Source organism: Staphylococcus sp. 231237_7MaSpsaltlick (assembly GCF_043107035.1).
Genome location: NZ_JBICNX010000004.1, coordinates 345470 through 360464, shown reverse-complemented (window position 1 = coordinate 360464; position 14995 = coordinate 345470). Strand labels below are relative to the sequence as shown.

The 14995-nt window shown below is 35.0% G+C and carries 17 protein-coding genes; 8 read left to right on the top strand and 9 right to left on the bottom strand.

Annotated elements, in window-relative coordinates; all coding sequences use genetic code 11:
- Positions 1 to 193: 193 nt before the first annotated feature.
- From ACF91D_RS10085 to yut, 6 genes are all read right to left on the bottom strand, one after another.
- Positions 194 to 883, bottom strand: a complete 690-nt coding sequence (locus ACF91D_RS10085; RefSeq protein WP_107526768.1) for an ABC transporter ATP-binding protein — start codon at positions 881 to 883, stop codon at positions 194 to 196.
- Positions 880 to 1656 (bottom strand): ATP-binding cassette domain-containing protein, encoded by a 777-nt coding sequence (locus ACF91D_RS10080; protein ID WP_107526769.1) that lies wholly within the window; start codon positions 1654 to 1656, stop codon positions 880 to 882. Before ACF91D_RS10080 ends, ACF91D_RS10085 begins: the two co-directional genes overlap by 4 nt.
- The gene (nikC, locus tag ACF91D_RS10075; protein WP_107526770.1) at positions 1649 to 2467 is read right to left on the bottom strand and encodes a nickel transporter permease; all 819 of its coding nucleotides are present in this window, start codon (positions 2465 to 2467) and stop codon (positions 1649 to 1651) included. The genes ACF91D_RS10080 and nikC overlap by 8 nt, the downstream gene beginning before the upstream one ends.
- A complete protein-coding gene (gene nikB, locus ACF91D_RS10070) occupies positions 2464 to 3444 on the bottom strand; it encodes a nickel ABC transporter permease (RefSeq protein ID WP_107526771.1) in 981 nt (326 codons plus the stop codon). Before nikB ends, nikC begins: the two co-directional genes overlap by 4 nt.
- The gene (gene nikA / locus ACF91D_RS10065; RefSeq protein ID WP_107526772.1) at positions 3441 to 4919 is read right to left on the bottom strand and encodes a nickel ABC transporter substrate-binding protein; all 1479 of its coding nucleotides are present in this window, start codon (positions 4917 to 4919) and stop codon (positions 3441 to 3443) included. Before nikA ends, nikB begins: the two co-directional genes overlap by 4 nt.
- Positions 4920 to 4986: 67 nt before the next feature.
- Complete coding sequence (gene yut, locus ACF91D_RS10060; RefSeq protein ID WP_119624461.1) at positions 4987 to 5904, bottom strand: urea transporter; 918 nt, start codon at positions 5902 to 5904, stop codon at positions 4987 to 4989.
- 216 nt (positions 5905 to 6120) lie between these two features.
- Between yut and ACF91D_RS10055 the strand changes: the two genes are divergently transcribed.
- The 8 genes from ACF91D_RS10055 (at position 6121) to ACF91D_RS10020 (ending at position 12132) form a co-directional block, all read left to right on the top strand.
- A complete protein-coding gene (locus tag ACF91D_RS10055) occupies positions 6121 to 6423 on the top strand; it encodes an urease subunit gamma (RefSeq protein WP_042740403.1) in 303 nt (100 codons plus the stop codon).
- Positions 6424 to 6437: 14 nt separating this feature from the next.
- Positions 6438 to 6845, top strand: coding sequence for an urease subunit beta (locus tag ACF91D_RS10050; RefSeq protein ID WP_107526773.1), 408 nt, complete (start codon positions 6438 to 6440; stop codon positions 6843 to 6845).
- Positions 6842 to 8557 carry an urease subunit alpha gene (gene ureC, locus ACF91D_RS10045; RefSeq protein ID WP_107526774.1) on the top strand — a complete coding sequence of 572 codons (1716 nt, stop codon included), beginning with the start codon at positions 6842 to 6844 and terminating at the stop codon, positions 8555 to 8557. Before ACF91D_RS10050 ends, ureC begins: the two co-directional genes overlap by 4 nt.
- 17 nt (positions 8558 to 8574) lie before the next feature.
- Positions 8575 to 9027, top strand: a complete 453-nt coding sequence (gene ureE, locus ACF91D_RS10040) for an urease accessory protein UreE (protein ID WP_107511703.1) — start codon at positions 8575 to 8577, stop codon at positions 9025 to 9027.
- Entirely contained in the window at positions 9020 to 9709 is a 690-nt protein-coding gene (locus tag ACF91D_RS10035; RefSeq protein WP_042740407.1) for an urease accessory protein UreF, read from the top strand. Before ureE ends, ACF91D_RS10035 begins: the two co-directional genes overlap by 8 nt.
- Positions 9710 to 9725: 16 nt before the next feature.
- The gene (gene ureG, locus ACF91D_RS10030) at positions 9726 to 10340 is read left to right on the top strand and encodes an urease accessory protein UreG (protein WP_042740408.1); all 615 of its coding nucleotides are present in this window, start codon (positions 9726 to 9728) and stop codon (positions 10338 to 10340) included.
- Positions 10340 to 11182, top strand: coding sequence for an urease accessory protein UreD (locus ACF91D_RS10025; protein ID WP_107526775.1), 843 nt, complete (start codon positions 10340 to 10342; stop codon positions 11180 to 11182). Before ureG ends, ACF91D_RS10025 begins: the two co-directional genes overlap by 1 nt.
- 479 nt (positions 11183 to 11661) lie before the next feature.
- The gene (locus ACF91D_RS10020) at positions 11662 to 12132 is read left to right on the top strand and encodes a thioesterase family protein (RefSeq protein WP_107526776.1); all 471 of its coding nucleotides are present in this window, start codon (positions 11662 to 11664) and stop codon (positions 12130 to 12132) included.
- 239 nt (positions 12133 to 12371) lie between these two features.
- Here the strand turns inward: ACF91D_RS10020 and ACF91D_RS10015 are convergent, their stop codons facing one another.
- From ACF91D_RS10015 to ACF91D_RS10005, 3 genes are read right to left on the bottom strand one after another with little or no spacing between them, the layout of a single operon-like run.
- Positions 12372 to 13031, bottom strand: coding sequence for a TetR/AcrR family transcriptional regulator (locus tag ACF91D_RS10015; protein ID WP_107526777.1), 660 nt, complete (start codon positions 13029 to 13031; stop codon positions 12372 to 12374).
- Positions 13032 to 13045: 14 nt separating this feature from the next.
- The gene (locus tag ACF91D_RS10010; protein ID WP_107526778.1) at positions 13046 to 14191 is read right to left on the bottom strand and encodes an ABC transporter permease; all 1146 of its coding nucleotides are present in this window, start codon (positions 14189 to 14191) and stop codon (positions 13046 to 13048) included.
- 2 nt (positions 14192 to 14193) lie between these two features.
- Positions 14194 to 14898, bottom strand: a complete 705-nt coding sequence (locus ACF91D_RS10005; protein ID WP_119624429.1) for an ABC transporter ATP-binding protein — start codon at positions 14896 to 14898, stop codon at positions 14194 to 14196.
- Between the last annotated feature and the right edge of the window lie 97 nt (positions 14899 to 14995).

The window sequence follows — 14995 nt, the reverse complement described above, 5'->3', positions numbered from 1 at the left end:
TTTTAATTCTCTTAAAAATGTCTCGCGATTTTTATGTTATTTAAAAACCCTATCACACTGGCATAAATAAGCTCAATAGTATTTTGCTAATAAAATAAAAATATTTCTGTTAGCTTGTTCATCATAAGTTAAGTTATTTCCCTAAATTAAAATTACAAACATCACAATAAAACACATAACAAAAGCTGCTTTCTCAATAAAGAGAAAGCAGCTTTTTAGTATAGGCATTTCTACTATCCGCAAACATATCTTTAACCATAAAGTCATCAACGATATAACCATCTTTTAATACTACAATTCGATCAACTAATGCCTGAAGAAATGCAATATCGTGTGATATAATCATTAATCCTTTTCTAGTCAATTGATGATAATGTTCCAGTATATCTTTCATTTTATTTTCTGAAATCACATCTAAATTTGCTGTAATTTCATCACAAATTAGTATATCTGGTTCTAATACAAATGAACGTATCATATTAAGACGCTGTAGTTGTCCCCCACTTAGCTCTTCTGGTCTCCTTTTTAAAAGGTTTGAATCTAATCCCATCAGGACTAACAATTCGTCTAATCGTTGGGTTAACGCTTTGGTAGCATCTTGATAATAATACTTAATTGCTTCATCCATAGATTGTTGTATTGTTCTTTTCGGATTAAAGCTATCATATGCATTTTGAAAAATTGGTAACATAGTTAAGCCATGTTTATTTATCTCTCCTGCTGTCGGTTTCAGCATTCCCAATATCAAGTGTGCTAACGTTGTTTTTCCTGATCCACTTTCTCCAACGATGCCTATCTTCTGTTGGCTGGAAAACGTTAAGTTTATATCATGTAAAACAGTATGCTTGTTATAGTTAAATGTTACTCTCTTACATTCAATCATCCATTCCCCTCATTTCTCAACTGACGGCGTGCATTAAATAACTTTAAACTATAAGGACTCACCATATTGTCGTGAAATTGTTGTACATGATTGTACTCGACAATTTCTCCTGATTTAATTACCGCAATCCAATCACTAAACTTCAACACATGTGATAAATCATGTGTAATCAATAACAATGTTGTCTCATGCACCTCTGTAAGATGACGAATTAAATTCATGATTTCATGACCATTTACAACATCTAATGATGAAGTAGGCTCATCTGCAATAATTATCTCTGGTCGTAACATTATGACACTCGCTATTTGTACACGTGCTAGTTGCCCACCAGATAGATTAAAGCGATAACTTTCAAACACGAGACGCTCATTTAGTCCAACCACGTTTAATGATTGTGATACGATTTGTTTGGCAACTTTACGTGGCACCTGATAATGTGCACGATAAATTGCCATAAGTTGTTTACCTAATTTTGTATGATCATTAAAGCTATGACTATAATCTTGCGCAATAAATCCAATCGTTCTTCCAAGCATTGATTTCATATCTACTACGCTTTGCCCTTCAACAAGTATTTCATACTCTGAAACACTTAATGACGGCGCTAATTGTTGAACGATTGCTTTAGCAGTCAGACTCTTACCTGAACCACTTTCACCAATCAATACGTTAACCTGTCCTTTATGTAGGGTCAGGTTTAAATTCTTTATTAAATACTCATTTACTGAGTTTTGAATGCTTAAATTTTGAATTGATAACATTTTAGACATTATTATCACGCTTTCCTTGGAGAAGTCGATCTCTTAATGCATCGCCCATTAAGTTGAAAATTAATATCGTGACCGTAATCATCACAGCTGGAGCTAATAATTGTAGTGGGTGTGATTCTATATAATCTCTTCCTGCATTTAGCATCGCTCCCCATTCAGGTGATGGTGGTTGTGCACCTAACCCTAAAAATGATAAAGATGATATATAGAGTATAATCTTACCAAAATCTACAGTCATAAGCACAATAATGGATGGTACTGCTTGTGGTAAGAAGTGCTTAAAAATAATGACGTAACTTGGTACATTTAACATCTTTGCCATGTGAATGTATGGCTTTTTAAGCTCAGCACTAACAATAGAACGCGTCAATCGTGTGTATGTCATCCACTTGATTAGCATAATTGCTATGACTAAGTTCCATATACTAGGTTTGAAAAAACTTGCTAATGCAATCATCAGCACAAACTCTGGAATACTTAAGCCTATGTCAATCACACGCATAATAATCGTATCGATAATGCCCTTTTTATATCCTGCTAACAGCCCCAGTGGCACGCCAACAATAACAGTCAGTAACAGTGTTAATAAACTTACTATCAACGTATAACGAGCACCTAAAATCAACCTTGAAAATAAGTCTCGACCATAGTCATCTGTACCTAACCAATGCTGAACACTTGGTACTTCAAATGTACGATTGAGATGCACAGTTAACGCCATATCCTTTACTACGAACAATTGCGACATTACAATACATACAACATATGCAAAAAATAGATAATAGATTAGAGGTTGTTTGCCTAATTTCATAACGGACCACCATCCAATCTATCTTCTACTTTCGTCACTTTATGTTTCACTGAGCGCCGTTTTGGATCAAGCCACAATAATAGCAAGTCACTTACTGTATTAGCGAAAATAACGCAACAACCAATCATCAATACAACACCTTGAATAACTGGATAATCACGGGCTCTTATACTATCCACTAAAAAGCGTCCCACACCTGGTATCCCAAAGAGATTTTCGATTACTACTGTACCTCCAATTAGACTGCCGACAGACATACCCATGATCGTAATTATTGGCAACAAAGCTGGTTTAAATATATCTTTCCAATATATATAAGACTCAGACATACCTCTTAATCTAGATGCTTGTACCTCTTGCGTTCGGTATAATTCTAATAAATTTGAGCGCATCAGTCTTACATAATAAGCACTCATGCCAATGCTCAATGACACAACTGGCAAAATATAGCCAGCCGGTGTAGCAATACCAGAAGAAGGCAAGATAGCTAATTGTTGTGCACATATATAAATTAATAACGTTCCTAAAAAGAATGACGGAATGCTCACCGTAATAGAAGTCATCATACGTATCAACATATCAATCCAAGTATGGTAATATCTGGCAGCGACAGTGCCTAAAGGTATGCTAATCAATAAGACAGTGACCATAGTAGCTAAAGCAATTAATAATGTTGGAGGTGTATAGTACAGTAATTCCTTACTCACAGATTCTCCGGTCTGATAACTTGTACCAAAATTCAAATGTACAATTTGATTTAACCATTGCCCATATTGCACGATAATGGGCTGATTCAACCCTAACTTCTCTTTCGTTTCTGATACTTGTGAAGCAGATACATTTGCAACATCAAGATGTAATATTTTATTTACAGGATCTCCTGGCGTTAATTTCATTAAGATAAATGTGATAGTAGAAAGGACAAATAATACAATGATCATTTGTCCGATTCTACGAATTATTTGCGTGATTATCATTTGTTAACATTCACCTTATAATCAATAAGATAAATGCCTTCAGGAGAAGCTTTGAGTCCAGTAACATGCTTATTAAGACCCACAATATTATTGCTATAGGCAATATAACTATTTGCATAATCTTCTTTTGTTAACGCGATAATTTTATTTGTCAGTTGATTACGTTCTGCTTTATCTACCGTTTTATTAAATTGCTCTATCAAATCATTTACACGATTATTGCTATAATTCCCGGCATTAATAGCACCTTGTGCTTTATAAGCTTGATTAAAGAAATAACCAGTGTCGCCTCGCGGAAATGTTCCAAAGCTATATAATGAAGCATCCCATTGACTTTTATCTTTAAGGTAACCATCAATATCATCAACATTGCGTAACTTAATATTAATATTTGCTTTTTTAGCGTCTGATTGTACAACTTGTGCGATTTTTGGCAATTCTGGTCTACCATTATACGTTGACACAGTCAATGTTAATGGATGTTCTTTAGTATAGCCTTCTTGCTGTAATAACTTGCGTGCTTGCTGAATATCTTGCTGAGTGACCTTTTTATCATTAATAAAATTAAGTTTGGTATTGAATGGACCCGAAGCGGCATTAGCATAATCTTTATAAACATTATGGGCAATAGCTTCTCTATCAATAATCTTGTCTAATGCTTCACGTACTCGCTTGTTCATCTTGTCACTTTGATGATTATATAATAATAAACTTGTTCTATAACCTGGTACACTAGAAATCTTAGTTTGTTGACCTTTATCTAGTGCATCTACCTTTTCAACTGGAACATCGGTAATGACATCAGCCTTATTTGCTGACAAGTCGTTGGCACGTGTATTACCATCCTCTTGATAGCTCACATTAACATGGTCTAACTTCGGTTCTCCTTGCCAATATGCTTTATTCTTGTTGAGCTTTATACTTTGTGATTGCTTATAATCAACAATCTTATATGGACCAGTTCCCACCGGTGATTTATTAATATCACCCTGCGCTGCAGTGTCATATATGGCGGCAAACGGACTGGCTAATTCTGAAACGAGCTCAGGATATGCTTCCTTTGTCAAAATCGTCACTGTCTGTCCATCCACCTTAATATCTTTGATAGGGAGTGAACCTTTGACTAAATCACTTTGCTGTATACTTTGTTCCAAACTATTTTTCACTGCTTGACCCGTTAATTTTTTACCATTTTGAAATTTTATATTATCCTTTACTGTCAACTTCAATTCAGTTGGTGAAACCTGCGTATACTCCGAGACTAATAATTTTTCAGCCTTGCCGTCTGCATTCACTTTAAACAAAGATTCTGCTGCACCGACTTTTACTGGGACATCTGTCTTGTATGGCGCGACCGAAGTTGTTTTTAATGGTAATTCGACATTTAACGTCTTGCCATCTTCTTTACTCTGTGTCCCACTACAACCTCCGAGAATCATTATAGTTGCCGCAGCAACCCCTAATACTTTCTTCAATCTATCTTCCTTCTTTCAACCAAAATAATTCATCCATAAATATAACTATATTCTTTAAGACTACCCATCAATTTCGTGATTCTGCAATTTCATTTAACTTCATTCGATTACCTCCGAACAACATGATCCATGTTGCAATAATAAATGGTAATGTAAAGACTGGTAACCCAAATGGTGTTAATAAAGTTGTCATACCGGCATGTAGAATAATCGTTAATAATAATCCTAGCACGATACTCATTGTCCTTGAAATGATTGTTCGAAAAGCAATACCTAATGCCAAGACAGTCAATACAACATTATACGCAAACAATCCATCATTAATTTGGTCGTGATTTGCTCCAAGTAAACTCACTGCCCCTAAGCCAATCAAATTCGCAAAGATGACATATACAGCCGCACGTCTCGATGCAATAAATATTCCCACTAATATCAAGAAACCTGTAATAACATGATTTAATAAGAACACCTCACTAAATCCTGTGAAAAATGCTTGTAAACCTTCCACACTATTTCCTGAAAAAGTAATTTCTTGAACCTTATTAGGTAAAATATGTACATTTGCATTCACAAATTTAAACTGAAACGACATGAGCAATATCAACCAACTCACAAATACATAAGGTATAGTTAACATCGGAATACCAAAGGGTTTAAAATACTCACGAACAGCTGAGCCAATCGGCATCGTGATAATAACTGCAAGTAGTACAATAACCAAGCTATACCATTTAGGAACTAGAAACAGCGTCAATGCTATCGCAGTTAATACTGGATTAAAACCCGCTAACCCCGCTTCTATTTCTGCCTCACTATAATTTGTCCACTTAGCTAATAATAAAGCGATAATACTGCCCAACAGTGCCATCAGACCTACTTTCCAATTCCCTATAAATAAGCCAACTAAAATGCACAAACCAGTAATCGCATTTTCCAGTAGTAATACTTGCGAAATATTTCTGAGTAATATTTTCACGGTATTCATGTCGTCACCCAATTTCTTTATCTCTTGACTCTATTAATTTTATATTAAATGCTATACGATTTAAAGCTTAACGCATTGGTTATATCATTTACAATTAGTAACTTTTTTCTAATAATTAAATGTGTAATTCTTGTAGTAAATAGATAATCATCTTATTATAAAAGAGCATGCATATATTATGTGTACAATATTTATTATTGGAAGGTCGTGAGTTTCGTGCATTTTACTCAAAGGGAACAAGATAAGTTAATGCTTGTAGTTGCAGCTGATTTAGCACGTAGACGTCAACAAAGAGGTCTAAAATTAAATTATCCAGAAGCTGTTGCTATCATTAGCTTTGAATTATTAGAAGGCGCGAGAGATGGTAAGACAGTCGCAGAACTTATGAGTTACGGGAAACAAATACTAAATGAAGACGATGTAATGGATGGTGTAGCTGATATGCTAACCGAAATGGAAATCGAAGCAACATTTCCAGATGGCACAAAGTTAATCACTGTTCATCACCCAATCGTTTAAGGAGGTTATGTATATTGAAACCAGGTGAAATTATTGTTAACAATACGGATATCGAGGTCAATCAAGGATTGCATAGTACCGTTTTAAATGTAAAAAACACAGGTGATAGACCGATTCAAGTTGGCTCTCATTATCATTTCTTCGAAGCTAATCCTGCACTTCAATTTGATCGTGAAAAAGCGTACGGGAAACGCTTAGATATACCTGCTGGAGCTGCAGTTCGATTTGAACCAGGTGATGAAAAGGAAATACAACTTGTTGAATATCGTGGTAATCGTAAAATTTATGGTTTTCATGGTGATGTGAATGGTCCAATTGACGAATCACGCGTTTATAAACCAAAAGTTAATTCTGCCGAAGTACCTAAAGTACAGGATGACGGTAGTAAAAATGCTAATAAAGAAAGTGGGTATAAATCATGAGTTTTAAAATGACACAATCTCAATATACGAGTCTTTATGGCCCAACATTAGGTGATTCTGTAAGACTAGGTGATACGAACTTATTTGCAAAAGTAGAACAAGATTATGCAACTTATGGAGACGAAGCCGCTTTTGGTGGTGGTAAATCTATTCGTGACGGGATGGCACAAAACCCTAATGTAACACGTGATGATAAACAAGTTGCTGACTTAGTTATAACTAATGCATTGATCATTGATTATAATAAAATTATCAAAGCTGATATTGGTGTAAAAAATGGCTATATCATGACAATAGGTAAAGCGGGAAATCCTGATATTATGGATAACGTTGATATTATCATCGGTGCCACTACTGATGTCATTTCCGCTGAGGGTAAGATTCTCACAGCTGGCGGCATCGACACACACGTTCACTTTATCAATCCAGAACAATCACAAGTCGCTTTAGAAAGTGGCATTACTACCCATATTGGTGGCGGTACAGGTGCGTCTGAAGGTTCAAAAGCAACAACAGTTACTGCTGGCCCTTGGCACATCCATCGCATGTTAGAAGCTGCTGAAGCATTGCCATTAAATATTGGTTTTACAGGTAAAGGCCAAGCAGTTAATCCAACTGCATTAGTAGAACAAATTCATGCAGGCGTTATTGGTTTAAAGGTCCATGAGGATTGGGGTGCGACACCTTCTGCCTTACACCATGCGCTTAATGTTGCCGATGAATACGACATACAAGTGGCATTACACGCCGATACATTAAATGAAGCTGGCTTTATGGAAGAAACCATGGCTGCAGTAAAGGACCGTGTGTTACACATGTATCATACTGAAGGTGCTGGAGGCGGTCATGCACCGGATTTAATCAAATCTGCATCCTATTCAAATATTCTCCCATCATCTACAAACCCAACACTCCCCTACACAGTAAACACTGTCGATGAACATTTAGATATGGTAATGATTACACATCATCTTAACGCTGCAATACCTGAAGATATTGCATTTGCGGACTCACGTATACGTAAAGAAACAATTGCTGCAGAAGATGTACTGCAAGATATGGGTGTCTTTAGTATGGTCAGTTCCGATTCTCAAGCAATGGGACGCGTCGGTGAAGTTATAACACGCACATGGCAAGTGGCACATCGTATGAAAGACCAACGCGGACCTCTTGAAGGCGATAGTGAATATGATGATAACAATAGAATAAAACGATATATAGCAAAATATACAATTAATCCGGCAATCACACATGGGATTTCAGATTATGTCGGCTCAATAGATGAAGGCAAACTTGCTGATTTAATCATGTGGGAACCCGCATTCTTTGGTGTTAAACCTGATGTAATTATTAAAGGTGGTTTAATTAATACTGCGATTAATGGTGATGCCAATGGCTCTATACCAACTTCTGAACCTTTAAAATATAGAAAGATGTATGGTCAATTTGGAGGCAATATGCAAAGTACTGCGATTACTTTTGTTTCCGCTACTGCATATGAAAATGATATCGGTCAACTGCTTGGTTTAAAGCGTAAACTTAGACCTGTCCACAATATCCGTAATTTAACGAAGAAGGATATGAAGAACAATAGTGCAACGCCAAAATTAGACGTTGATCCGCAAACATATGAAGTGTTTGTTGATGGACAAAAAATTACAAGTGAACCAGCAACAACACTACCGTTAACACAAAGATATTTCTTATTTTAACTTTAGGAGGAACTAAGATGATTGTAGAAGAAATAGTAGGCAATATCGCCAATCTTTCAGATAGTGAAAAAGGTAAGCATATTGAAAAAGTTTACTTAGAAAATTCTGATTTAGTCAAACGTATTCAACGCGTAACAACAGATCATGGTAACGAACTAGGCATTCGATTAAAGCAACCGATCGACCTACAATATGGTGATATTTTATATAAAGATGATACCAATATGATTATTGTTGATGTTAATTCTGAAGATTTACTTGTCATCAAGCCACGCAATTTGCAAGAAATGGGTAATATCGCGCATCAGTTAGGTAATAGACACCTACCCGCTCAGTTTACTGAAACTGAAATGTTAGTCCAATATGATTATCTTGTAGAATCCCTTTTACAAGATTTAGGGATTCCCTACACACATGAGGATCGTAAGGTAAACCAAGCATTTAGACATATAGGTCATTCGCATGATTGATCACGCAAATTTACGTTTATTTCAATTTTGCGATTCTCAATTTCCAACTGGTGCGTTCAGTCACTCATTCGGACTAGAAACATATATACAACGCGGTTCCGTGCACGATGAAACAACTTTTCAACATTGGTTAACTTTATTCATTAATGAACAGCTCACTTACTCAGATGGATTAACTATGCGTCTCGTGTATAAAGCCTTAGAGGCACAAGATACAGAAGCCATAATACGATTAGATCAAATACTATTCGTTCAAAGTTTGCCACGAGAAACTAGACAAGGCGCAAAACAAATGGGAAATCGTATGGTTAAATTGGCACTTGAACTATATCAAAGCGAATGGATTAACTGGTATCAACAACAAATGAAAAGTAAACAAGTACACTTACATCCAGCTATCTGCTTTACTATGTTAGGTCATTACTTTGGTGTACCAATAGAAACAATAATTGATTACTACTTATATCAAAATGTGTCCAGTCTTACTCAAAATGCAGTTCGTGCAATACCTTTAGGTCAAACTGCTGGTCAACGAATCGTTGAGCGAATGATTCCCATTATGAAAGAAACACGTGATTATATTTTCACATTGACTGAAAATGATTTAGGACTTACAGCACCAGGTTTAGAAGTAAATCAAATGGAGCATGAAAACGTAAATGTAAGAATTTTTATTTCATAAAAAGAGGAGGACAATTATGTCAGAAGTAATAAAAATAGGTATCGGCGGTCCTGTTGGTGCAGGTAAAACCCAACTTATCGAAAAAATTGTAAAGAGACTGTCAACAGAAAAGAGTATCGGTGTCATTACAAACGATATTTATACAAAAGAAGATGAAAAAATTCTAGTTAATTCTGGAGTACTGCCTGAAGACAGAATTATCGGTGTAGAAACAGGTGGTTGTCCACATACAGCCATTCGTGAAGATGCATCGATGAACTTTGCAGCAATTGATGAGCTCATAGAACGGAATGATGATATCGAACTTATATTCATTGAGTCTGGCGGTGATAACCTCGCAGCTACATTCAGTCCTGAATTGGTTGATTTCTCAATTTATATTATCGATGTCGCTCAAGGTGAGAAGATTCCACGTAAAGGTGGACAAGGCATGATTAAATCAGATTTCTTCGTTATTAACAAAACCGATTTAGCACCTTATGTTGGTGCATCATTAGAACAAATGGCAATAGATACAAAAGCCTTTCGTTCTACTCGTCCATTTGCATTTACTAACCTTAAGACAGATGAAGGTTTAGACGAAGTAATAAACTGGATTGAGCAAGACGTTTTCCTAAAAGGTTTGGTATAATGCCTAAATCCAATCCAACATGGACAGGTCAATTAAAGTTATCTGTCTTCAATAACGGTAGAAAGTCTGTGGCGAGAGATGTCTTTTTTGAAAAGGCACTTAAAGTTATGCGTCCTATTTATCTGAACAATTCTGATATTCCAACATTCTATATCGTCAATGTCGGCGGCGGTTACCTTGACGGTGATCGCTATTTAATGGAGTTTAACGTTGAGGATAATGCCTCTGTTATATTAACTTCACAAGGTGCCACCAAAATTTATAAAACACCTAACGATCACGTCGAACAATATCAACATGTTAATATTAAAGATCAAGGGCACTTAGAATATGTTGGGGACCCTATTATCGCATTCGAAAATGCAAAATTTTATCAACAGAATACCTTCCACTTAACAAATACAAGTAGTTTATTTTACACGGATATATTAACACCTGGGTATTCCAAAGATGACAAACAATTTAGTTATCATTATATGCACTTATTAAATGAAATATATGTAGATGATACGTTGGTCGTTTATGATCACATGAGATTAGAACCTGCAAAGCATTCAGTACATGCTATTGGTTACATGGAGGACTATTCACATTTAGGGTCATGTTATTTCATCCACCCAGAAGTTAATCAAAAATTCATAGATTCACTCTATGACACATTGAAACACTATCACCAAGATTATGATTGCCGTTTCGGAATCACGCAAATTGCAACACATGGTTTTAGCTTACGAATACTATCAAACAAAACACAAGAAATCGAAAGTATTTTAACTGCTACCCAACAGTATGTAAACCAAAATATCTTTAATCGTGACATCAACTTTTTACGAAAGTATTAATAATCATACAGTAATAAACTTTCACAATGATATCTTGACTAATCATAGGAACGAGCCTAGGACATTACCCTTTTAGACTAAAATAAAATCGCTGAATTATGATTTTATTTAAATCTTCATCACTTTACTCGTTATGCATTTCTTATTTTATCTCAGGGATAATTTCTATTTAAATGTATGCGTGTCGAGACCGAAGATCGACCCAGCCCCTAGGTAAGCAGGCAATAACAATACGAAATATTGATATAAAAACAAGCCCATCAAAGATCACCAATCTTTGATGGGCTTAATGCTGGGTATTAATTTTCTAAACGCCTTTTTTATTTTAAATCATTATAAGTTTGTCAGTCATTTTTTAATTGATTAATTATTCAACAACTATCACACCTAATTAAATGATAAGCAATTTAATTTGTTCAATCTATATCTTATTTATGCCATAATATGTACGTATAGCAATTATTAGGAGGCGTATTTCAGTGACAGAAACATATATTTATAAAAACACTGTCCATCCTGATTGGATTGACCATAACCAACATTTACATGATGCAAAGTACTACGACTTATTTAGTGATTCAGTCGTTGACTTCTTTAAATCAGTTGGCTTATCGACAGATTATCGTAATGATTTAAATATTACAACATTCAGCTTAGAAGCACATATTTCCTTTTTAAAGGAATTGTTAGTACATGAAAAATTTTATATTAAGGCACATATTTATGATTACGATTATAAGCGTGTACATTTATTTTTGACGATGTATAACGACGAGGATGAGCGTTGTGCGACATACGAAGTAATAATGATGGGCGTTGATTTCCAAACAAGAAAAAGCACTCCATTCCCTGATGAGGTTTTTGATAAGATTGCAAACTATTTCAAGCAACAACCTAACTTTGATAGTCCTAAGCAATTAGGCCATGTTATTGGTATACCTAAAAGGTAGTAACCAATAAATAGTAGACAATTACAATCAGCTACTGAAATTGATCTACTATTTTAATACTATTTCCATGAAATTAACTCATACACCTTAGGATACCTAAGTGATTAACAAATTAGAGACTAAGTCAGCAATGACTTAGCCTCTATTTTTTTGCTTTATTATCATAATATTTTATTGCTTACCATTCTAAAATATTTGGCTGTATCATTTACTTCTCATTCCAAATAAACCATCCTATTTTAATTTATTACGTTCGCCTTAAACATCTGATATAAGCCCTCTTTAATAAACGTAGCAAAGGTTTCGTATGAATTATCTCGTTCTTTGTTTGTGTCGATGATATAACTTATATTCAAATTAAATATTTGAGCAATAACAGTACGTAAGAAATATTCAACATCTACTGCCCTCATCTCACCTTGTTCTATATAGCATTCGATTCTTGGCTTTAAATTTTCAACTATCCTCTGATTAAAGATATCAAAAATAATCGCTTGTATTTCTTTGTTCGTCATTGCTTCATTAATAATAACTTTCAACAGCACTCTATTATCAAACAAAAACTCTGAGCGGTTGTCTACAAATGCATAGATAAACGCTTTAAAGTGTTCTTTTTCATCTAAAGTCTCAGTAAATTCTTTAACGACTACCGGTGCAACATTATCTCTGATGATAGGTAAGATTGCAGCATAAAGTAACGCCTTTTTATTTTTAAATTGTTTATAGACTGTTCCTTCAGCTACGCCAGCTTTCTTTGCAATATCACTCGTACTTGTCTTATCATAGCCTTGTTCACTGAATAATATCAACGCACTCTCAATCACTCTACGTTGTCGTTCTGTTAAATGTTCTAATTGAGGCATTACCTCAGACATTATTTCTTTCACTGTATGATTCATCTTAACCACGACCTTTAAACCTTTCTATAACGTTTCATGCCAAAAATATTCAATATTAACAACACCACAAATATTGCAAACAAGATACATAAATCAAGATAAACATCACCTATTCCAAAGCCTTTGATCATTACTGATTGCATTGCATTACCTGTATAGAATAGTGGCATGATGTGGGCAAAGTACTGTAACCCCGTATTCATAGACTGTATTGGAATTAATCCTGCGAATAACACTTGCGGTACAATAACAAGCGGTATAAATTGAATCATTTGGAACTCTGAAGAAGCAAATGTTGATAATAATATTCCAAAGGTCAAAGCAACAAGTGCTGTTAATATTGTCGTTGCTAACACGAGCCAGATTGAACCTGCAATTGCGATATGCAACACAAAAATTGCATACATCACAACGACTACTGTCTGAATCACACTAAACAAACCATAACCCATAATATATCCAAAGATAATTTCACTCCGTTTTATCGGAGAAGCTAGCAAACGTTCTAATGTGCCTGATGTACGTTCTTTCAATAAGCCTATGCCAGAAATTAAAAATGTAAAAAAGAATACAAAAAAACCAATCAATATCGGATTGATCATGTCAAAATACGTTGCATCTTTGTTTGCATACAAATAATCGGATGTCATTTGAACCGGTTTATTGACTTGTGCTTTGTTAGTGTTTGTTTGTTGCTCATCCATAACATTATCGGGCAACTTTGATTGAATTGATTTTAACTGTTGTTGCAGTTGTTCTGTGTTATCTTTCATCTGTGCCATATTATGTTGTATTAACCACTTTTGATTGGCTGAAGCTAATGTGCCTGTCTCTGTAGGATTATCATTCGCATATGTTACATATAATTTATGATTTTTTTCATAGATGAATCCTGTTAATTGGTCATCTTTAATCTTCTGTCCAATAGAATTATTATCATGATACTGTTTTGTTTGTATATCTTGATCATGTAACTGCTCTAAATAAGAATCTGAAACTTGATGAACACCTACTTTAAGACCATTCGCATTATCTGACACTGTAAAAATATAATACAACAGCGATAATATAAGAATTGGCGCAACTAATAGTAACATTAAAGTTCTTACATCTCTGACCGTTTGCTTAAATATACGTTTGGCAATTTGGAATGCATGCATAATTACCCCTCCATCTTTAGAAATACATCTTCTATCGTTTCAGCATCGTATTGCCGCTTAATATCTTCAGGTGTACCAGACGCAATGATTTCACCATGATTCATCAATAGTAATTTATCACAACGTGATGCCTCATCAAGTACATGTGTCGTTACGAGAATGCTTTTTCCTGCTGTCTTAGCTTCATTTAAATCCTGCCAAATTGCCTTTCTTAACTTAGGATCAATACCAACTGTTGGTTCATCCAAGATAAGAATACCAGGGTCTTGCAACATGCTAATCGCTAGCGAAAGTCGACGTTTCATCCCTCCAGAATAAGTCGCAACCTTCTGATTCAAAGCATCTTGTAATTTAACCATAGCGCTACAATATTCTATTCGCTCATTAATTAACTTCTTATCCTTCATATATATACTCGCAAAAAATTTCAAATTCTCTTTACCTGTTAAATCCTCATATAATGCATCATTTTGAGCCATATAACCTATATCTCCTAGTATTTTCCTATCAGGAATTGTAGTTCCGTTAATCACTACCTCACCAGAATTCACTTTCTCCATACCTAACATACATTGAATTAATGTCGTCTTCCCTGTTCCAGACGGACCAATCAGTCCAACAATTTCACCTGCCTCAAAAAGTACGGAAATATCATTAAGTACACGTTTGTCTCCAAACGACTTATTAACATGATTCACTTCAATCATTTACTATCCACCCCTTTAAGTGAGTGATTACTCACTTTTGAATTATCATACATCTACACACGTTTAAATTCAATTAAAATGTCAAATTTCACTTCCA